The sequence below is a fragment of the Trinickia violacea genome, assembly GCF_005280735.1.
In the GTDB taxonomy this organism is placed as follows: Bacteria; Pseudomonadota; Gammaproteobacteria; order Burkholderiales; family Burkholderiaceae; genus Trinickia_A; species Trinickia_A violacea.
Genome location: NZ_CP040077.1, coordinates 1,223,681 through 1,243,652 on the forward strand (window position 1 = coordinate 1,223,681; position 19,972 = coordinate 1,243,652).

General features: G+C 65.8%; 14 protein-coding genes. 9 read left to right on the forward strand and 5 right to left on the reverse strand.

The annotated features are described in order from the left end of the window. Window positions 1-121: 121 nt before the first annotated feature. Window positions 122-370, forward strand: a complete 249-nt coding sequence (locus tag FAZ95_RS05615) for a hypothetical protein (RefSeq protein WP_137331547.1) — start codon at window positions 122-124, stop codon at window positions 368-370. Between the two features lie 81 nt (window positions 371-451). Here FAZ95_RS05615 and FAZ95_RS05620 read toward each other — a convergent pair whose 3' ends face one another. After that, window positions 452-607 (reverse strand): DUF3096 domain-containing protein, encoded by a 156-nt coding sequence (locus FAZ95_RS05620; protein WP_137331548.1) that lies wholly within the window; start codon window positions 605-607, stop codon window positions 452-454. A 935-nt stretch (window positions 608-1,542) separates the two neighbouring features. Here FAZ95_RS05620 and FAZ95_RS05625 point away from each other — a divergent pair. After that, the gene (locus tag FAZ95_RS05625; RefSeq protein ID WP_137331549.1) at window positions 1,543-1,905 is read left to right on the forward strand and encodes a BON domain-containing protein; all 363 of its coding nucleotides are present in this window, start codon (window positions 1,543-1,545) and stop codon (window positions 1,903-1,905) included. A gap of 114 nt (window positions 1,906-2,019) precedes the next feature. On the opposite strand, the gene FAZ95_RS40480 is transcribed toward FAZ95_RS05625, so the two are convergent. Continuing rightward, window positions 2,020-5,325, reverse strand: coding sequence for an FtsK/SpoIIIE family DNA translocase (locus FAZ95_RS40480; RefSeq protein WP_437437718.1), 3,306 nt, complete (start codon window positions 5,323-5,325; stop codon window positions 2,020-2,022). 217 nt (window positions 5,326-5,542) lie between these two features. Beyond that, a complete protein-coding gene (locus tag FAZ95_RS05635) occupies window positions 5,543-6,103 on the reverse strand; it encodes an META domain-containing protein (RefSeq protein WP_137331550.1) in 561 nt (186 codons plus the stop codon). Between the two features lie 163 nt (window positions 6,104-6,266). Between FAZ95_RS05635 and purT the strand changes: the two genes are divergently transcribed. From purT to FAZ95_RS05660, 5 genes are all read left to right on the forward strand, one after another. Further along, window positions 6,267-7,481 (forward strand): formate-dependent phosphoribosylglycinamide formyltransferase, encoded by a 1,215-nt coding sequence (purT, locus tag FAZ95_RS05640; RefSeq protein ID WP_137331551.1) that lies wholly within the window; start codon window positions 6,267-6,269, stop codon window positions 7,479-7,481. A 27-nt stretch (window positions 7,482-7,508) separates the two neighbouring features. Then, window positions 7,509-7,889 carry an MliC family protein gene (locus FAZ95_RS05645; protein ID WP_137331552.1) on the forward strand — a complete coding sequence of 127 codons (381 nt, stop codon included), beginning with the start codon at window positions 7,509-7,511 and terminating at the stop codon, window positions 7,887-7,889. A gap of 322 nt (window positions 7,890-8,211) precedes the next feature. Further along, a complete protein-coding gene (locus tag FAZ95_RS05650) occupies window positions 8,212-9,876 on the forward strand; it encodes an acetolactate synthase large subunit (protein ID WP_137331553.1) in 1,665 nt (554 codons plus the stop codon). Window positions 9,877-9,960: 84 nt separating this feature from the next. After that, window positions 9,961-11,397, forward strand: coding sequence for an aldehyde dehydrogenase family protein (locus FAZ95_RS05655; RefSeq protein ID WP_137331554.1), 1,437 nt, complete (start codon window positions 9,961-9,963; stop codon window positions 11,395-11,397). A 306-nt stretch (window positions 11,398-11,703) separates the two neighbouring features. Further along, window positions 11,704-13,143, forward strand: coding sequence for a DEAD/DEAH box helicase (locus tag FAZ95_RS05660; protein WP_137331555.1), 1,440 nt, complete (start codon window positions 11,704-11,706; stop codon window positions 13,141-13,143). 3 nt (window positions 13,144-13,146) lie between these two features. Here FAZ95_RS05660 and gluQRS read toward each other — a convergent pair whose 3' ends face one another. Together gluQRS and FAZ95_RS05670 are read right to left on the reverse strand one after the other, a co-directional pair. Beyond that, complete coding sequence (gene gluQRS, locus FAZ95_RS05665) at window positions 13,147-14,034, reverse strand: tRNA glutamyl-Q(34) synthetase GluQRS (RefSeq protein WP_137331556.1); 888 nt, start codon at window positions 14,032-14,034, stop codon at window positions 13,147-13,149. Window positions 14,035-14,044: 10 nt separating this feature from the next. Continuing rightward, window positions 14,045-14,908 (reverse strand): sulfurtransferase, encoded by an 864-nt coding sequence (locus FAZ95_RS05670; protein WP_137331557.1) that lies wholly within the window; start codon window positions 14,906-14,908, stop codon window positions 14,045-14,047. 272 nt (window positions 14,909-15,180) lie between these two features. Between FAZ95_RS05670 and dnaE the strand changes: the two genes are divergently transcribed. Together dnaE and FAZ95_RS05680 are read left to right on the forward strand one after the other, a co-directional pair. Continuing rightward, window positions 15,181-18,756, forward strand: a complete 3,576-nt coding sequence (dnaE, locus tag FAZ95_RS05675; RefSeq protein ID WP_137334433.1) for a DNA polymerase III subunit alpha — start codon at window positions 15,181-15,183, stop codon at window positions 18,754-18,756. A gap of 10 nt (window positions 18,757-18,766) precedes the next feature. Further along, a complete protein-coding gene (locus FAZ95_RS05680; protein WP_137331558.1) occupies window positions 18,767-19,972 on the forward strand; it encodes a glycosyltransferase family 9 protein in 1,206 nt (401 codons plus the stop codon).

Below are 19,972 nucleotides of genomic sequence, written 5' to 3' on the forward strand. Positions count from 1 at the left end.
TCGGCGTCGCTACAATCAGGCTTCGAACTATGCAGGCCCACGTGCGGTATCCGTCGCGATGCCATACGAATGCGGCCATTGACACGCTCGTGTATTGCACCCTTTGCGAGGATAAGACGCCATGCTGAATCCGTCGAAAGTCGACTGCATCACGATTCTCTCCGCCGCCAGCGAACTTGGCGACGGCGCATTCCTGCCTCTCGAGCATCATCGTCTCGGACTCACGCGCAACGGCCTGGAAACGGCAGCTGTGTTTCTCATCGAACGTGCATGCTTTACGGGCCACCGTCGCGAAGACGATGGCCATTATGCGGTGGGCGGTCTGTCGTTGCAGGGGCGGCTGCGTCTCGAGCAATTCGTGAACGGCTGACGGACCACGGATCGCGCCTGCGCGGCGTAGCGATGAGCCGAACTCGAACCGGCCGGCATTCGTGCCGCCCGGTTGCGCTCGTCACAGGTGATGCGGTCCGCCCGCGCCGAACAGCCCGATCACGCCGATGATGATCAGATACAGCGCGACGATGTAGTTCAAGAGGCGCGGCATCACCAGAATCATGATGCCGGCGATCAGCGCGACGAGCGGTCCCAGGCTCAGTGTGATGTTCATTGTTGGCTCCTTGGGTGGGTGACGTCAGGGGACGGCATCATGTTTCGCAGTCCTTGCGCAATGCGTTCCCGGCACGACGAGCCCGCCGCTTTGGCCCGCGCATCGCGGCAATAAAGGCGGCAGCAATAAAAACGGACCCGCACGACAGAGCGTTCGCGCGGGCCCGAAACTGCCGTCCCACGGGGGGCGGGGGCGGCAGGGAACGAAATCGGCGATTCGGCGATCTCTTGCTTCAAGAGAGCGGCATTGTTCGACGTCCGCGCACTCGGCCCGCCTGCTTTCAAGCAACGCCTATGCCTAGGCTGGCCGCCATGCCGCGCACATCGAGTGCTTCGATCGATCCTCTCCGCTAACGCAGTTTCGTCACGACGCGCTGCGCTCGCGGCCGGCTATCGATCCGGCGTTGCGCGATGACTAACTCTTGCAATCGCCGCGCACGATTTACGCGCGGAGCGTGCCCGGAGAGTCATAAGATGAAATCGGCGCTGGCCCTTATCGGCTTCGCAACGACGCTCGCAGTGTCGGGCGCGATGGCGCCAGCGTAGGGTTTTGAGGGGCATCGCCCCTAGCATCTTTTACGGCCGCCGGCACGCCAGATTGACGGATCGACTCACCCGGCCTGGGCGGCGACGATGAATAACATAGAATCGAAAGCGCATGACCCGGTCCGTCCGGCGATATGCTCGCCTTGTCCGGCAAGGCCGAGCGGTGTGCGGCCCTAGCGTTACACGGAAAGTGTGGAGTGCGCAATTTCTGCGGGGGCGGTAGTGCTCTCTTACAACACATGATTGGCGAAAGCGGTATAGACTCCCACACCGCAACGCCTGAAGAAGCGCAGTTGCATCGAGTACCAGTAGTCACAGTTCGTCCAGCGGTCCCCTTCCTGTGCGACTTCCATAGGGATCGTCGCCAACTATGAAAAAAGGAGAATGTGAATGAAGGCTATTCAGGCAATCAAGCTGGCTAGCGGCGCGCTGATCATCGCGGCATCCGTGAGCGCCTTTGCGCAAGCAAGCGGTACGGACATGGCCTCGGCTCCCGCAGCAGGCATGTCGAAGCATCATCTCAAGATGTCGCCGGCTGAACGCGCATTGAGCAAGAAGGTGCGCGCGGCCCTTGCCAAGGCGAAGGGCGTGTCGGCTGCGAACATCATTGTGCGTGCCCAAAACGATGCCGTGATCCTGGAAGGCTCGGTGCCGGATCAGGGACAATCCGACAAGGCCACCACTGTCGCGCAAGGCGTCGCCGGTGTGGGCTCGGTCAAGAACGACCTGACCGTGAAGGAAGAGGGCCAGTAATTCCGGTCCGCGGCGAGGCCCCCTCCGTTTGCGAGGGGGCTTTGCTTTTTCTGCTTCTGCTTCTGCCATTGATCGGCATCTGCTTCACTTCCCCCCGCTCGTTTCCATTCCCGACTATTCCGCCGGCCCTGGCGCCAGCACTTCGCGGCTGCCGTTGATGCCCATCGACGACACCAGCCCCGCCGCCTCCATCTGCTCGACGAGCCGCGCCGCGCGGTTGTAGCCGATGCGCAACTGACGCTGCACCGACGAGATCGACGCGCGCCGCGTGCGCACGACGAACGCCACGGCTTCGTCATAGAGCGGATCGGCTTCCGGGTCGGGCGCATCGCCGAACAGATCCTGCGCAGCGCCTTCGCTTGCCGGCCCCTCGAGAATGCCTTCCTCGTACTGCGGCTCGCCGAATTGCTTCAGATGGTCGACGATCCGATGCACTTCCTCGTCCGCGACGAACGCGCCGTGCACGCGCTGCGGGTAGCCGGTGCCGGGCGGCAGGAACAGCATGTCACCCTGGCCGAGGAGCGACTCGGCGCCCATCTGATCGAGGATGGTGCGCGAATCGATCTTTGACGACACCTGGAACGCGACGCGGGTCGGAATGTTCGCCTTGATGAGACCGGTGATCACGTCCACCGAGGGACGCTGCGTCGCCAGAATCAGATGGATGCCGGCCGCGCGCGCTTTCTGCGCGAGCCGCGCGATCAATTCTTCGATCTTCTTGCCGGCGACCATCATCAGATCGGCGAGCTCGTCGATCACGACCACGATGAGCGGCAGCGTCGACAGCGGCTCGGGCGCCTCGGGCGTGAGCGAGAACGGATTGGTCAGCTTTTTTTCGGCGCGCTCGGCGTCACGCACCTTCTGGTTGAAGCTCGCCAGATTGCGCACGCCGACCGCCGACATCAGCTTGTAGCGCTTCTCCATTTCGCCGACGCACCAGTTGAGCGCGTTGGCCGCGAGTTTCATGTCCGTGACGACCGGCGCAAGCAGATGCGGGATGCCCTCGTACACGGAAAGCTCGAGCATCTTCGGATCGATCATGATGAGGCGCACGTCCTCGGGCGTCGCCTTGTAGAGCAGCGACACGATCATCGCGTTGATCGCCACCGACTTGCCCGAACCGGTCGTGCCGGCCACGAGCATGTGCGGCGCTTTCGCGAGATCGGTGACGATCGGATGGCCGATGATGTCCTTGCCCATCGCGAGCGTGAGCTGTGACGCCGAGTTCTGGTAGGCACTCGATTCGAGGATCTCCGAGAGGCGGATCGTCTGCCGCTTCGCGTTCGGCAATTCGAGGCCCATGCAGGTCTTGCCGGGGATCGTCTCGACCACGCGGATCGACGTGAGGCCGAGCCCGCGCGAGAGGTCCTTCATCAAGCCGACGATCTGGCTGCCGCGCACGCCGAGAGCGGGCTCGACTTCGAAGCGCGTGATGACAGGGCCGGCGGACGCGCCGACCACCGTCACCGGCACTTTGAATTCCTGCAGGCGCTGTTCGATCAACTGACCGGTTTCGGCGAGACGCTCTTCGGGGATCGTCTCGATGTCGCCGGAAGCGCGCTCGAGCAAATCGAGCGAGGGCAGCTCGACCGACGATGCCTTCGGCGCGTGGAATTCGAACTCGGTCGGCGCATGGCCGCGCAGGGCAGGGCGCGGGGCGGAGGGTTCGGATGTGTCTGCGGCGGCAGGTGCGGCGTTTTCGGCTTGCGCTGCCGGGACCGCAGCGGGTTCGGGCTGCGTTGCGCCGGGGAAGCGGACGACGTTTGATGGCGCGGCGTCGTTGGCGGCCGGCTCGGGGTGCGCGCCGGACTGCAATGCGCTCGCGGGTTGCGATGTGTTCTCCTGCGCCTTCTCGCTAAGGTTGCCGGAGGGTGGCGCCGGTTCTTCCGGTGTCGCTACTGACGATGCCGACGGTTGCATTGCGCCCGTCGCCGCTGTCGGTGCGGCTGGTGCGGTCGCCGGCGCATTGCCGGGGCGCAGCAACGCATCGAACGTGATCGACGCAGCCCAGCGCGGCGCAGGCGCCGCGACAGGGACGGCCACGGGCGGCACCGGTGCCGCCGCGGGCGGATTCGGCGCTTGATGAGACGGTGCGGCAGGCAGCGCCGGTTCGTCGGCTGCAGCCCAGGGCGCAAGCGGCTGGGGCGGTTGGGGCGTTTGCGGCGCTTCCACATCGGCTTCAACGTGGGCGGCAAGCTCAGGCGCGACGGTGGCGGCTGCCTGATTCTCCACGGCGGGTTCATCGGCAACGGCATGCGCATGGGCTATCGGAGCCGATTCGCCAAGCGTTGCCGGTGTCGCATCGTCTGATGGAGAACTCGCCGCTGTGCTGCCGCGGCGGGCGAGGCTCGCGCCTGCAAGCGTCGTCCAGCGCGCGGCGTTTTCCTCGATTGCGCGCAGCGTCTCCTGCACGCTCGCGGACGGCACCGGCGGCGCCGCTTTCGGATAGTCGGGCTGGTGAGGCGTCGTGACCGGATAGCGGCGAGTCACAGGGCGCGGTGCTGCCGGCGCAGGGCGAGACCCGACGGGCGGTCGCGGCGGCGCGGTTCGCCGCGTTGCCTCCGCGGCTTTCGATGCGGTCGACCCGAGCGCAACGGGGCGCGAATTCGATGCGTTCATCGGCGTGCGCGGCACGCCGTTCGCCATCGCGCCGAATCCGGTGGTCGTATCGCCTGGCGCTGCGCTCGTGCCGGCGGCCGAGCCGCGCCTGCCGATCAGCGCATCTGCGTCCAGTACGCCGGCGCCCGGCATATCAGGGCCCAGCGCGCCCGCATTCGCGGATGCCGCCTGATCGCGCAGCCAGCCTGCAGGTGCTACGGGTTCCGCCGGCGCACCGTGGCGCGCGCCGCTGCTGCCGCCACGCGAAACCGCCGGCGGACGCCAGACGGTCGGCCGCGCGTATCGGCCAGTTTGCTTGGGCGCCATCGGATTCGCGCTCGCGCCGGACACAGCAGATGCCGCCGCCGCGCTGGACGCAACCGACGCGGCAGAGGCGCTCGCCGCTTCGGCAACGCGCCGGGCGCGCGGCTCGTCGTCGCGTTTTTTCCCGTCGAGCGGCAAGCCGAGCCCGAACGCGACGTTGGCCCAGCGCAGCACGCTAGTCCAGCGAAAGCCGATGAGCCACGGCACGCTCACGAACATCAGCGAGAGCATCGCGAGCGGCGTGCCGATCCGGCCGAACAGATGCCCAAAGCCGGAGGCGAGCGCGTGGCCGAGCCCGTCGGCGCCGCTCGAAGCGAAGCTCGCCTCGAGCGTGCAGCTTGCGAGCAGCACGCCCGCGAAGCCGAGCCACAGACGGATCGTGCCGGGACCGCGCAGCCCGCTGCCGCCCGGCAGCGCGGACTTCGCAAGGCGCCAGAAAAGAGGAAGGAACCAGACGGCGGAAACGCCGAACCAGCCGAGGACTACCGTATGCAGCATGCTAGAGCCAGAGACTGACGATGGACGGACACGCGCTTTTCGCGCAACCCGCCGAGTTTAACCGGTGAAGCGAGGCGCTTCTACGACAGCGGCGGGCACGCCGGGTGCCCAAAAGAGGCGAGCAAGGGGCTTCGCCGCCGCGCCCGGCAAACCGCCGCGCGCGTTCGATGCGCGCCGGCGTCGCGACGGAACATGGCATGAGCGCTGCGCGCTGCGATCATTGGCCGCGAGGATGCGAAAAAATCAGCGTCTCACCGTTTTCGAACACGATCTGCAATTGCTGAGGCGGCTTCATTTGCACGCCCGCTTTCGCGACGTGCGCGAGCCCGTCGAGATACGCGCCTTCCAGATCCCCCGCCGGAGATTGACACGCCTTGCGCGTGCTGGCGAGCGGGCCGAACGACAAGCTGCCGTTCTTGAGCGTGTAGCTGCCCATATAGCGGTTGCAGCCCGAGAAGCCGCTCACGCGGCGCTGGCCGCCGGCGGTCGAGAAGTCGAGCGTGAGCGCGTCGCCGCTCGCGCCGTTTGTGCCGTTCCCGGCTTGCGGAAGCGCGCGCGTGCTGCCGTCGGCGTTTTTCCACTCCGCCAATTCCCAGCTCGTGTCGTCGAGCAATTGCGTTGCCGCGGGATTGAACGGGTCGCTTGGCGGCGCGGACGAATCGAGGTGCTTCGGCATCGCGCAGGCGGCGGCGAGCGTGGCTAAGGTCAACGCGCTCAATGAGATCCTTGCGCGCGCAAAAACGGTGGCGCGTCGCGGCGCGGTTGACTGATTCGGCATGGCCTCGTTCCTCTTCAAGCTGGCGAAGGCGTAAGGGTAACGCACTCCGCGGCCTCTGCGTCGCGAGTCTGGGGTCTGCCGTTCGGGAGATGTGTCGTGCCGATGCGTAGTGTTAACATCGCGGCTCCATCGCTTCATCTCTTTCGATATTTCGGGAATTCTCATGCAGATCGGTCAACGCTTCGGCACGCCGCTGTCGAAATCGGCCACCCGCGTCATGCTGCTCGGCGCCGGCGAACTGGGCAAGGAAGTCATCATCGCGTTGCAGCGGCTTGGCGTCGAAGTGATCGCCGTCGACCGCTATCCGAACGCGCCCGGCCATCAGGTCGCGCATCGCGCGCACGTCATCGACATGACGGACCGCAACGCGCTCATCGATCTCGTCAAAGCGGAGAAGCCGCATTTGATCGTGCCGGAAATCGAAGCAATCGCCACCGACGCGCTCGCCGAGATCGAAGCCGCCCGCCTCGCCGAAGTCATCCCGACCGCGCGCGCGACGCAGCTCACGATGAACCGTGAAGGCATCCGGCGCCTCGCCGCCGAGGAGCTCGGCCTCGCGGCGTCGCCCTATGCGTTTGCGCAATCGCTCGACGAGTTGAAGGCGGCGATCGCGAAGATCGGCTATCCGTGCGTCGTGAAGCCGGTGATGTCTTCGTCGGGCAAGGGGCAGTCGGTGCTGAAGAGCGAAGCCGATGTCGAGACCGCGTGGCAGTACGCGATGGCGGGCGGCCGCGTGAACCACGGGCGCGTGATCGTCGAGGGCTTCATCGACTTCGACTACGAGATCACCCAGTTGACCGTGCGCGCGATCGATCCCGCAAGCGGCGACACGCAGACGTATTTCTGCGAGCCGGTCGGCCATGTGCAGGTGGCGGGCGACTACGTCGAATCGTGGCAGCCCCAGCCGATGAGCGCGCTCGCGCTCGAACGTTCGCGCGACATCGCGCACAAGGTGACGGCGGCGCTCGGCGGCCGGGGCCTGTTCGGCGTCGAGCTGTTCGTGCGCGGCGACGACGTGTGGTTCTCGGAAGTGAGCCCGCGCCCGCACGACACGGGGCTGGTCACCTTGTGCTCGCAGCGCTTTTCCGAGTTCGAGCTGCATGCGCGCGCGATTCTCGGCCTGCCGGTGGATACCTCGCTGCGCGCGCCGGGCGCGTCGGCGGTGATCTACGGCGGGCTCGAAGAAGCGGGCATTGCGTTCGAAGGCGTGCGCGACGCGCTCGCCGTGCCGTTCACCGACCTGCGTCTGTTCGGCAAGCCCGAGAGCTTCAAGAAGCGCCGCATGGGCGTCGCGCTCGCGACCGGCGGCGACACCGATGAGGCGCGCGAACGCGCGAAGACCGTTGCGGCCAAGGTTCGGCCGGTATCGGCGGGCTGACGGTTCGATCGACGCAAGAGGTTGTGAATGAAACCATCGACCATCGCGCGCGGCGTCGCTGCTGCGCTCGTCGCCTGCGCCGCGGCCGGCGCGAGTTCCGCGGCTTTGGCGGCGTCGCTCACGTTCCCCGAGATTCCGGCGGTCAAGCCCAAGACGTCGACCTATACCTGCTCGGGCGGCAAGACGCTGAAAGTGTCGTACTGGAATACGGCCAACGGGCAGAGCTTTGCGCTTGTCCCGGTCAAAGGGCGCACGCTCTTGTTCGTCAATACCTTCGCGGCGTCCGGCGCGAAGTACCAGGCCGAGAACTACACCTGGTGGACCAAGGGGCCGCAGGCCAATCTCTATGACGAGATGGCGGGCGGGAACGCGCCGCCCATCCTCGCCGGCTGCGTGACGCTGCGCTGAAGCCGCAAGCGGGGCGCTTCGCCCGAAGCGCCCCGAGCACCCGGACCGTACCGCTTCCCCTCCTGCGCAACTCGCTGCGCGTCGCGTCTCAATCCCCTAGAATCAAACTTCGCTTCGCCGTTTTCGGCCCGCTCCCGGCCGCAAAGGCCAAGCGTGCTTCTCCTATCGATGGGCCGCGAACGGCCCGCGTGCGTTGCCTCGCGGCGCACGCGTGGCGTCTTCGTCCGGCGTGGCGGGTCGGCACGCTGCCGACGTCGGGTTTTCCGGTCCGGTTGCGCGGGGCCGTGCTCTGCGCGTAGCGTAGTTCTAAGCGAGGCCGCTCATGAAAGCATCGGATCTATTCGTCAAGGCGCTGGAGGCCGAAAACGTCGAGTACGTGTTCGGGATTCCCGGTGAAGAAAACCTCGATCTGCTCGAATCGCTGCGCCGCTCCAGAATCAAGCTCGTCCTTACGCGCCACGAACAGGCGGCGGGCTTCATGGCCGCCACCTATGGGCGCCTGACCGGCCGCACGGGCGTTTGCTTGTCGACGCTCGGGCCCGGCGCCACCAACTTCGTCACCGCCGCCGCCTACGCGCAGCTGGGCGGCATGCCGATGCTGATGGTCACGGGCCAAAAACCGATCAAATCGAGCAAGCAAGGGCATTTTCAGATCGTCGACGTCGTGCGGATGATGGAGCCGCTGACGAAATACACGCGGCAGATCGTGTCGATCGGCAATATTCCCGCATCCGTGCGCGAGGCGTTCCGGCGCGCGGAGGAAGAGCGTCCGGGGGCCGTGCACCTCGAACTGCCCGAAGACGTCGCGCACGAAGAGGGCGACGGCAAGCCGATTCCGAAGAGCTACAGCCGCCGTCCGGTCGCCGAGGACAAGGCCGTGGCGCGCGCCGTGGACGCCATCCTTGCCGCCAAGCGGCCGCTCCTGATGGTGGGCGCGGGCGGCAACCGCAAGACGACGCGCACCGTGCTCGGCGAATTCGTCGACCAGATCGGCATTCCGTTCTTCACGACGCAGATGGGCAAGGGCGTGATCGACGAATCGCATCCGCTGTGGCTCGGCAACGCGACGCTCTCGGATGGCGATTTCGTCCACCGCGCGATCGATCACGCCGATTGCATCATCAACGTCGGCCACGACGTGATCGAAAAGCCGCCGTTCTTCATGCGCAGCGCCGATGCCGGCGACAAGACCGTGATTCATGTGAACTTTCTCGGCGCGCAGGTCGACCCGGTGTATTTCCCGCAGATCGAGGTGGTCGGGGATATCGCAAACGCGGTCTGGCAAATGAAGGAAAGCCTGAAACCGAAGCGCGAGGCCGCCAAGTGGGACTTCTCGCGCTTCATGGACATCAAGGCGCACTTCGACGCGCATCTCGCGAAAGGCCAGGACGACGCGCGTTTCCCGCTCTATCCGGTGCGGATCGTCCACGACGTGCAGGAGGTGATGCCCGAGGACAGCATCATTTGTCTGGACAACGGCATGTACAAGATCTGGTTCGCGCGCTACTACCGCGCGCACGAGCCGAACTCGCTGCTGCTCGACAATGCGCTAGCGTCGATGGGCGCCGGACTGCCGTCGGCGATCGCGACCAAGATCGTGCATCCGGACCGCAAGGTGATGGCGGTCTGCGGCGACGGCGGCTTCATGATGAACTCGCAGGAACTGGAGACGGCGGTGCGCCTCAAGCTCGATCTCGTGGTCCTGGTCCTGCGCGACGACGCGTTCGGGATGATCCGCTGGAAGCAGGAGAACATGAATTTTCCCGACTACGGCATGACGCTTGCTAACCCGGACTTCGTCGCCTACGCGCAGAGCTACGGCGCGCAAGGGCATCGCGTCGAATCGGCGGACGCGTTCGCGCCCCTGATGCGTGAATGCTTCGCGACGCCCGGCGTCCATCTGATCGACGTGCCGATCGACTACTCCGACAACGAGCGAGTGCTCAACCGCGAGATCAAGCGCTTGAGCGCCGCTTTGACGATTTGAGGCCGGCGCGTGGCTGGGCTCTCACGATGCCCGGCCACGCCTGGTTACGCCCAGTCACGCGCACTGCGCCAAGGAGAACGAGTCATGCTGCAGAAGACTTACCCGTACTACCTCGCGAACCGGCCCGTCGAGGCCAATACGGACCTCGAAGTCACCGACAAATTCAGCGGCGAAGTCGCGACCCGCGTCGCCATGGCCGACGCCAAGGCCATCGACGAAGCGATCGGCCACGCGGTCAGCGCGCAGCATGCGTTGCGCGAATTCCCGCCGTACGCGCGCCAGGCGGTGCTCGAGCACTGCGTGAAGCGCTTTCGCGAGCGCTTCGACGAGTTGGCGATGGCGCTTTGCATCGAGGCCGGCAAGCCGATCAACGACTCGAAAGGCGAAGTGACACGCCTGATCGATACGTTCAAGGTCGCAGCCGAGGAAGCGGTGCGTATCGACGGCGAGATCCTCAATCTGGAGATTTCGCCGCGCGCGCGGGGCTATCACGGCTACGTGAAGCGCGTCCCGATCGGACCGTGCTCGTTCATCTCGCCGTTCAACTTTCCGCTGAATCTCACGGCGCACAAGGTGGCGCCCGCGATCGCGGCCGGCTGCCCGTTCGTGCTGAAGCCCGCGAGCCGCACGCCGATCGGCGCGCTGATCATGGGCGAGATCCTTGCGGAAACCGACTTGCCGGAGGGCGCGTTCTCGATTCTGCCCGCGCATCGCGACGGGGCGGACCTCTTTACCACCGACGAGCGGTTCAAGCTGCTGTCCTTCACGGGGTCGCCCGCGGTCGGCTGGGAACTCAAGAAGAAAGCCGGCAAGAAGAAGGTGATCCTCGAGCTGGGCGGCAACGCGGCAGCGATCGTCGACGGCGATCAGCACGAGCGGCTCGACTATGTGGTCGAACGCCTCGCGTTCGGCGCTTACTATCAGTCGGGGCAGAGCTGCATCGGCGTGCAGCGGATTCTCGTGCACGTCGACATCTACGACGCGCTGCGCGAAAAGCTGATCGCAAAAACGAAGTCGCTCAAGATGGGCGACCCGAAAGACCCGCAGACATTCGTCGGACCCATGATCTCCGAATCCGAATCGAACCGGCTCGCCGGTTGGATGGAGCAGGCCGTGCTCGCGGGTGCGAAGATCGTCGCGGGCGGCAAGGTGGACGGCGCGATGTTCGAGGCAACGCTGCTCGAAGGCGTGCATCGCGATCAGGACCTCTACCGCAAGGAAGCGTTCGGTCCGGTCGCGATCCTCGAGACATTCAGCGATTTCGACCAGGCGCTGATGACGGTCAACGACAGCGATTTTGGCCTGCAGGCCGGCATCTTCACCGATTCGCTCGCGCACGCGCACCGGGCGTGGGACGTGCTCGAAGTGGGCGGTGTGGTGATCAACGATGTGCCGTCGTTCCGCGTCGACAACATGCCGTACGGCGGGGTCAAGGATTCGGGCCTCGGGCGCGAGGGCATCCGCTACGCGATCGAGGACATGACCGAGCCGCGCCTCATGGTGATGCGCGATCTGCGCTAAAGCCGCGCTGTCATGCCGTTGCCGTCTGCCGAGGCTACGCTGGTGGGCGTTTGTGCCGCTGGCGCCAGCGTCTGCGGGCGCTAGCGGCACGGTGATACAATACCGGCCTTTCCGGCGGGGATTGCGCGCCGCTGCGGGCTTGCCCGCGGCGGGCGTCCGCCGGCCCGGAGCCGTCCACACATTCGGTTCGTCACATTGGGCAACCGTGGCTCCGCCTTCATTTCGATGCCTTCGAGCGGCTGTTGCCGCTGCCGTCCGCGCTTCACCGACACGACGCCCCACGGCGCATTTTTAGCGAAAGCCACCATGTCCGATCCAGCTGTCACGCCTGTCCAACCGACCTTCGATCAGTTCGGCCTCGCCGCCGATATCCTGAAAGCCATCGCGGAGCAGGGCTACACGACGCCCACGCCGATCCAGGCGCAGGCGATTCCGGTCGTGCTGTCCGGCCGCGACGTGATGGGCGCGGCGCAAACCGGCACCGGCAAGACGGCGAGCTTCTCGCTGCCGATCATCCAGCGGCTGCTGCCGCAAGCTAGCACGAGCGCGTCGCCGGCGCGCCACCCGGTCCGCGCGCTGATCCTCACGCCGACGCGCGAACTCGCCGACCAGGTTGCCGCGAACGTGCAGTCCTACGCGAAGCACACGCCGCTGCGCAGTGCCGTGGTGTTCGGCGGGGTCGACATGAATCCGCAATCGGCCGAGCTGCGGCGCGGCGTCGAAATCTTGATCGCGACGCCGGGGCGTTTGCTCGATCACGTTCAGCAGAAGACCGCGAATCTCGGCCAAGTGCAGATGCTCGTGCTCGACGAAGCCGACCGCATGCTCGACATGGGCTTCCTGCCCGACTTGCAGCGCATCCTGAACCTGCTGCCGAAAGAGCGCCAGACGCTGCTCTTTTCCGCGACGTTTTCGGGTGAAATCAAGAAGCTCGCGTCGACCTACCTGCGCAACCCGCAGACGATCGAAGTCGCGCGCAGCAATTCGACGGCCACCAACGTGACGCAGATCGTCTACGAAGTGGCCGAAGGCGACAAGCAGCCGGCGGTCGTGCAGTTGATCCGCCAGCGCGGCTTGAAGCAGGTCATCGTGTTCTGCAACAGCAAGATCGGGGCGGGGCGTTTGGCTCGCCAGCTCGAGCGCGACGGCGTCGTGGCGACGGCGATTCACGGCGACAAGTCGCAGCTCGAGCGGATGCAGGCACTCGATGCATTCAAGCGCGGCGAGGTCGAAGCGCTGGTGGCGACCGACGTCGCCGCGCGCGGGCTCGACATCGCCGAGCTGCCGGCCGTCATCAACTTCGATCTGCCGTTCAACGCCGAGGACTACGTGCACCGGATCGGCCGTACCGGCCGCGCGGGGGCGTCGGGCGACGCGCTGTCGCTGTGCAGCCCGAACGAGAAGAAACAGCTCGCGGACATCGAAAAGCTCATCAAGCGGCCGCTCGACGTCGAGCGTTTGACCGTCGATGCGCCGGTGCGCCACCACAGCGAAGCGCGGGGACGCCGCGACCGCGACGACCGCGACGAGCGTTCCAGCCGCCGCCGCACGGGCACCTTCGAGCGCACGCATCATCGTCATGCGCCGATCGACGATTTCTTCCTGAAGCCCTACGAGCCCTCGCCGTCGGCGCTCAAGCGCGACGAGGCGCCGGCGCCCGAGCCCGCAGCCAAGCCGGCGACGAAGCAGCCGCTCGCGGCATTGCTGGGCGGGTTTGGGATGCCCCGCAAGACGACTTCGTCCTGACGCTCAGGCGAAGCGTTTTGCCCATAGCGCCGTCGCTTCCGCGTAGAACGCGTCAAACGAAGTCTCGGCCGAGGCGCCCAGTGCAAGGCCAAGATGGCGCGCCGCGGCGCCGAGCGTCGCCAGCGGATCGCGAGCGTCGAGCGCGGCCGCGCCAGTCTGCTTGCTGAGCTTCTCTCCTTCCTCGTTGACGACCACTGGCACGTGCAGATACGCCGGTGTCGGCACACTCATGCAACGCTGCAAATAAATCTGACGCGCGGTCGAATCGAGCAGATCCGCGCCGCGCACGACATGCGTGATATCGCTGTCGGCATCGTCGACGACGACCGCCAACTGATACGCCCACTGCCCATCCGCACGCTTCAAGACGAAATCACCGACTTCGGTCGCGAGGTTCTGCGTTTGCGCGTGTTGCCAGCGATCGTCGAAGGTCACGATGGCCGCATCACCGTCCGGCACGCGCAGACGCCAGGCGCGCGCGGGCTTGCCGTTCAGGCCGTGGCGGCACGTGCCGGGATAGGCGAGCGTGGTGTTGCGCGTGCGCGCGTTGAGAAGGGAGTCGGCGATTTCCTTGCGTGTGCAGCCGCACGGGTAGATGAAGCCCGCTCGATCGAGCGATTCGAAGGCTTGCTGGTAGCGCGCGGTGCGCGTGCTTTGCCAGATGGGCGGTTCGTCGGCGCGCATGCCGAAACGGGCGAGCGTGGCGAGGATATCTTCCGCGGCGCCGGGCACGTTGCGCGGGCCGTCGATATCTTCGATCCGCACGAGCCAGGCGCCGCGATGGGCGCGTGCATCGAGACAGCTCGCCAATGCGCCCACGAGCGAGCCGAAGTGCAGCGGCCCGGTAGGCGAGGGCGCGAAGCGGCCGCGGTACGGCTTGGACGCGCGCATCGGCCCGTTGTCACGCCGCGCGCGCGGCGTCCTTCTGCGGATGGCACGCGGGGCACGTCTTGCCCGGCGTATAGAGCGGCGACTGCTGATCCTCGGGCGTGACGACTGCACGGCAGCCGAAGCATTGTGCGGTGGCAGTCGGTTCGAGCTGCGGATTGAGCGCGGTGCGGTAGTCGAACACGAAGCATTCGCCGTGATAGTGCGCGCCGCCGACTTCCTCGAAGTACTTGAGAATGCCGCCTTCGAGCTGATAGACGTTCTCGATGCCGACATCCTTCATGTGGATGGCGGCCTTCTCGCAGCGAATCCCGCCCGTGCAGAACGACACCACGGTCTTGCCTTCGAGGTCCGCGCGGTTCTTCTCGATCACGTCCGGAAACTCGCTGAACTTCGTGATCCGGTAGTCGAGCGCGTGGTTGAACGTGCCGACGTCGACTTCGAACGCGTTGCGGGTGTCCAGCATCACGACCGGGCGGCCTTCGTCGTCGTGGCCGCGGTCGAGCCATGTCTTGAGCGTGGGGGCGTCCACAAACGGCGCGCGGCCCAGTTCCGGCTTGATCGCCGGCTTTTTCATGGTGATGATTTCGCGCTTGATCTTGACGAGCATGCGCCGGAACGGCTGCGTTTCCGACACGCTTTGCTTGAACTGCAGGCCGGCGAATTTGCCTTCGAAGAGCGGATCGTGGCGAAGGTAGTCGATGAAGGCTCGCACGTTGTCCGGCGTGCCGGCGATAAACAGGTTGATGCCCTCGGGCGCAAGCAGGATCGTGCCGCGCAGCCCCAGCGCCATGCATTTTTCGGTAACGAGCGGGCGCCATTCCAGAATGGCGTCGAGCGTGGCGAATTGGTAGGCCGAGAGATTGATGATGCTCATGATGGTCGTGCGGAAAAAACGCGTAGCCGAGGCGTCGCGGCGGGCGCGAGGTGGTGTCAGGCGGGCGGCGGCGCGGCAGCGGAAATGACGAAAAACCGTATTATCTCGCAAACGGCCGATCAGCCCGCATTAGGCCGAATGGCTAATCGCCGCAGATCGCTTCCCGGTTTCCGCCGTGCGCCGATACATGCTCCGAGGGAGCCTTGTCCGAACGGCCAACGCAGCGTTTTCGGCGCGTTTCGCTCAAAGGGCGGATGTACGGCGGATGTACAATAGCGCCCATGTCAGATCCCCGCTTCGTCCATCTTCGCGTCCACTCCGAATTCTCGATCGCCGACGGCATCGTGCGCCTTGACGACATCGTCAAAGCCGCCGCCGACGACGGCCAGGGCGCACTCGCACTGACCGACCTCGGCAACGCGTTCGGTCTCGTCCGTTTCTACAAGGAAGCGCGCGGCAACGGGGTCAAACCCATTGCCGGCTGCGACGTCTGGATCACCAATCCCGATGATCGCGACAAGCCTTCGCGTCTGCTCCTGCTCGTCAAAGATCGCCGCGGCTACCTCAATCTGTGCGAGCTGCTCACGAAGGCGTGGCTCACGAACCAGTATCGCGGGCGCGCGGAGATCGAGGCCGAGTGGCTCGAATCCGGCCTCGAACAAGGCTTGCTCGCGATCTCGGGCGCGCAGCAGGGCGATATCGGCTTGGCGCTTGCCGCCGGCAACGAGGAAGCAGCGAAGCGTTGCGCAGCGCGCTGGGTCAAGCGCTTCCCGAACGCGTTCTATATCGAGTTGCAACGCTGCGGTCAGCCGGGCGGCGAGGCATACGTGCAGCAGGCCGTTGCGCTGGCCGCATCGTTGAAGCTGCCGGTGGTGGCGACGCACCCCACCCAATTCATGACGCCCGACGACTTCACCGCGCACGAAGCGCGCGTGTGCATTTCGGAAGGCGACATGCTCGCGAACCCGCGCCGTCAGAAGCGCTTCACGACCGAACAGTTTTTCCGTACGCAGGAGGACATGGCCGCGCTGTTCGCGGACATTCCGTCGGCGCTCGCGAACACCGTCGAAATCGCAAAGCGCTGCAACCTGACGCTCGAACTCGGCAAGCCGAAGCTGCCGCTCTTCCCGACGCCCGACGGCATGTCGCTCGACGACTATCTCGTGCAGTTGTCGAAGGAAGGTCTGGAGGAGCGGCTCGAGCAGCTCTATCCGAACCAGGCCGAGCGCGACCAGCAGCGCGACACGTACTACCAGCGTCTCGACTTCGAGTGCGGCACGATCATCAAGATGGGCTTCCCCGGCTACTTCCTGATCGTGGCGGACTTCATCAACTGGGCGAAGAACAACGGCGTGCCGGTGGGTCCGGGCCGGGGTTCCGGCGCGGGCTCGCTCGTCGCCTACGCGCTCGGGATTACCGATCTCGATCCGCTGCGCTACAACCTGCTGTTCGAGCGTTTCCTGAATCCGGAACGGGTGTCGATGCCCGACTTCGACATCGACTTCTGCCAGCACGGCCGCGATCGCGTGATCCAGTACGTGAAGGAGAAGTACGGCGCGGACGCGGTCTCGCAGATCGCGACGTTCGGCACGATGGCTGCGAAGGCGGCGGTGCGCGATATCGGCCGCGTGCTCGATCTCGGCTACATGTTCACGGATGGCGTCGCGAAGCTGATTCCGTTCAAGCCCGGCAAGCACGTGACGATTGCCGACGCGATGAAGGAAGAGCCGCTCCTGCAGGAGCGCAACGACAACGAGGACGAAGTGCGGCAGCTTCTCGAGCTGGCGCAGCGCGTCGAAGGTCTCACGCGTAACGTCGGCATGCACGCGGGCGGCGTGCTGATCGCGCCCGGCAAGCTCACCGATTTCTGTCCGCTCTATACGCAGGGCGACGACGGCGGCGTCGTAAGCCAGTACGACAAGGACGACGTCGAAGCCGTCGGCCTCGTGAAGTTCGACTTCTTGGGTCTGACCACGCTCACGATTCTCGATTGGGCCGAGCGCTACATTCGCCGGCTCGATCCGTCGAAGCAGGATTGGTCGTTGGCTCAAGTGCCGCTCGACGATCCCGCCTCGTTCTCGATCCTCAAGAAAGCGAATACGGTCGCCGTGTTCCAGCTGGAAAGCCGCGGCATGCAGGGCATGCTGAAGGACGCGCAGCCCGACCGCTTCGAGGACATCATCGCGCTCGTGGCGCTGTACCGCCCAGGCCCGATGGACCTGATTCCGAGCTTCTGCGCGCGCAAGCACGGGCGCGAGGTGGTCGAGTATCCCGATCCTCGCGTCGAACCTGTTCTGAAAGAGACCTACGGCATCATGGTCTATCAGGAGCAGGTGATGCAGATGGCGCAGATCATCGGCGGCTACTCGCTCGGCGGCGCGGACTTGCTGCGCCGCGCGATGGGCAAGAAAAAGCCCGAGGAGATGGCGAAGCACCGCGAGATCTTCGCCGAGGGCGCGGCGAAGAACGGCCTCACGCGCGAGAAAGCCGACGAAACCTTCGACTTGATGGAGAAGTTCGCGGGCTACGGCTTCAACAAGTCGCACGCGGCCGCGTATGCGCTGCTGGCGTACCACACCGCGTGGCTGAAGGCGCACCATCCGGCGGAGTTCATGGCAGCCAACATGAGCTTGGCGATGGACGATACCGACAAGGTCAAGATCCTCTTCGAAGACTGCCTCACGAACGGGATGGCCGTGCTGCCGCCGGACATCAACCGTTCGGCGTACCGCTTCGAGCCGGTGGCCGAAGCCGACGGCAAGCGCTCGCGCACGATCCGCTACGGGCTCGGCGCGGTGAAGGGCAGCGGCCAGAACGCGATCGAGGAAATCCTGCGTGCGCGCGAAGAAGGGGCGTTCCAGGATCTGTTCGATTTCTGCGCGCGTATCGACCGCCGCGTCGTCAATCGCCGGACGGTCGAGGCGCTGATCCGCGCGGGCGCTTTCGATACGCTCCACGACAACCGCGCGCAACTGATCGCCTCGGTGCCGCTCGCGATGGAGGCCGCCGATCAGGCCAGCGCGAACGCGATGCAGGCCGGCTTGTTCGACATGGGCGATGCGCCCTCGCAAGGCCACGAGCTCGTCGCCGAACCCGCGTGGCATGAGAAAAAGAAGCTGCAGGAAGAAAAGAGTGCACTGGGCTTCTATCTGTCCGGTCACTTGTTCGACGCCTACAAGGACGAAGTGCGCCGCTTCGTGCGGCAGAAGCTCGGCGAGCTCAAGGAAGGCCGCGACAAGCTGGTCGCCGGCATCATCTCGTCGCTGCGCACGCAGATGACCCAGCGCGGCAAGATGCTGATCGCGCTGATCGACGACGGTACCGGGGCGTGCGAAGTCACGGTCTTCAACGAGCAGTACGAGGCACATAAGGAGCTGTTCAAGGAAGACGAGCTGCTCGTCGTGTCGGGGCAGGCGCGCAACGATGCGTTCACGGGCGGCATCCGCTTTACGGTCGATACGGTGATGGATCTCCAGCGCGCGCGCAGCCGCTACGCTCAGGCGGTCAAGCTGCAGGTGAACGGCAATGCGGACGCGGTTGCGCTGCGGCGCGTGCTCGAAGCGCATTGCGCGGGCCCGGCTGTGGTGGCCGAACCGGCGGCGGTTTCCGCTCCGGCGCGGCCGGCGCGCGGCGGCGGCCCGGCGGGCCGCGGAGGCCAAGGTGGCGATAGCCGGCAGCGCGCCCCCGTGAATATTCCGAACGGCCTCGCTGTGCAGATCGTCTATCGCAGCGATCACGCAGAGGGTGAGGTGCGCCTCGGCGACGCGTGGCGCGTGAAGCCGACCGACGAATTGCTGGCGGCATTGCGCGGCGAATTTGCGGGAAGCGCGATCGAGATCGTTTATTGAGTCCCCGAACGTGGCCGCATTGTTTTCCTCCTCTCGTCCGCCGCGCAACATTCTCGTCGTCGTCACGCGGCGTATCGGCGACGTGCTGCTGACCACACCGATCGTGCGCTCGCTCAAGGCGCGATGGCCCGACACCCCGATCGACATGCTCGTGTTTCGCGGCACGGAGGGGATCCTCGAGCACAATCCCGACGTGCGGCGCGTGATCGTCGTCGCGCAGCGCGCGCGATTCTCCGAGCGCCTCGCTGATGCGGCGCGCCTTTGGCGTCGTTACGATCTCGCCTGCGCGGCGGTCAGTTCCGACCGGCCGCGCTTTTACACCTGGTTTGCGGGCAAGAAGCGTATCGGACTGGTCGATCCGAACCGCGTCACGTGGCTCGTGCGATTCATGTTGCATGGCATCGCCATCAACCATCACGAATCGGTTCATACCGTGAACAGCACCTTGGCGCTGGCGCCGCTCGTGGGGATCGAGCCGCGCGCCGAGGTCGTCGCTCCCGGCATCGGCGACGACCCTGAGCGTCGCGCGCAGTTCGACGCGCGCATTCACACGCCGCCCGGCGTGCTGCCCGGGCAGCCTTACGTCGTCCTGCATCCGTACCCGATGTTTGCGTACAAGCGCTGGCATATCGAGGGCTGGGTCGAGCTGATCGGATGGTTGCGCGCGCAGGGTTATGCCATCGCGTTGAGCGGCGGGCCGGCTGCGGCCGAGCGGGAGTACGCGGAGCGCGTGGCCGCCGCGGCGGGTGGTCCGGTGCTGAATATGGCGGGGCAGTTGTCGCTCGGCGAAAGCGCGGAAATGATTCGGGGCGCCAAGCTCTACGTGGGGCCCGACACGGGTGCGACGCATATCGCGGCCGCCACCGGCACGCCGACGATCGCGCTCTTCGGCCCGTCCGATCCGGTCCGTTGGGGCCCGTGGCCGTGCGGCTGGCCGGCAGGCGTCGACCCTTGGCCCTTGGTCGGATCAGGGCGCCATGCGAATGTCTATCTCTTGCAAGGGGAAGGCGATTGCGTGCCGTGCAAGGGCGAAGGGTGCGAGCGCCATGTCGAGAGCCACAGCGAGTGTCTGACGACGCTCAGCGGGCGGCGCGTGATTGGCGCCGCGGCGGAAATGCTCGGTTTGCCCACTCCGCCGCTCGAAGCCGAGCATGCTTCACAACCCGCCGAGGCGATCGTCGATACGTCGCTGCTCGGCCGCCAGCGCGGTCAGTGA

Bases quoted from the DNA above. Each gene is read 5' to 3' on its own strand.
- FAZ95_RS05655 (WP_137331554.1), top strand. From the start codon at position 9,961: ATGCTGCAGAAGACTTACCCGTACTACCTCGCGAACCGGCCCGTCGAG.
- FAZ95_RS05650 (WP_137331553.1), top strand. From the start codon at position 8,212: ATGAAAGCATCGGATCTATTCGTCAAGGCGCTGGAGGCCGAAAACGTC.
- gluQRS (WP_137331556.1), bottom strand. From the start codon at position 14,034: ATGCGCGCGTCCAAGCCGTACCGCGGCCGCTTCGCGCCCTCGCCTACC.
- FAZ95_RS40480 (WP_437437718.1), bottom strand. From the start codon at position 5,325: ATGCTGCATACGGTAGTCCTCGGCTGGTTCGGCGTTTCCGCCGTCTGG.
- FAZ95_RS05620 (WP_137331548.1), bottom strand. From the start codon at position 607: ATGAACATCACACTGAGCCTGGGACCGCTCGTCGCGCTGATCGCCGGC.
- FAZ95_RS05635 (WP_137331550.1), bottom strand. From the start codon at position 6,103: ATGCCGAATCAGTCAACCGCGCCGCGACGCGCCACCGTTTTTGCGCGC.
- FAZ95_RS05670 (WP_137331557.1), bottom strand. From the start codon at position 14,908: ATGAGCATCATCAATCTCTCGGCCTACCAATTCGCCACGCTCGACGCC.
- FAZ95_RS05645 (WP_137331552.1), top strand. From the start codon at position 7,509: ATGAAACCATCGACCATCGCGCGCGGCGTCGCTGCTGCGCTCGTCGCC.
- FAZ95_RS05660 (WP_137331555.1), top strand. From the start codon at position 11,704: ATGTCCGATCCAGCTGTCACGCCTGTCCAACCGACCTTCGATCAGTTC.
- FAZ95_RS05615 (WP_137331547.1), top strand. From the start codon at position 122: ATGCTGAATCCGTCGAAAGTCGACTGCATCACGATTCTCTCCGCCGCC.
- FAZ95_RS05625 (WP_137331549.1), top strand. From the start codon at position 1,543: ATGAAGGCTATTCAGGCAATCAAGCTGGCTAGCGGCGCGCTGATCATC.
- purT (WP_137331551.1), top strand. From the start codon at position 6,267: ATGCAGATCGGTCAACGCTTCGGCACGCCGCTGTCGAAATCGGCCACC.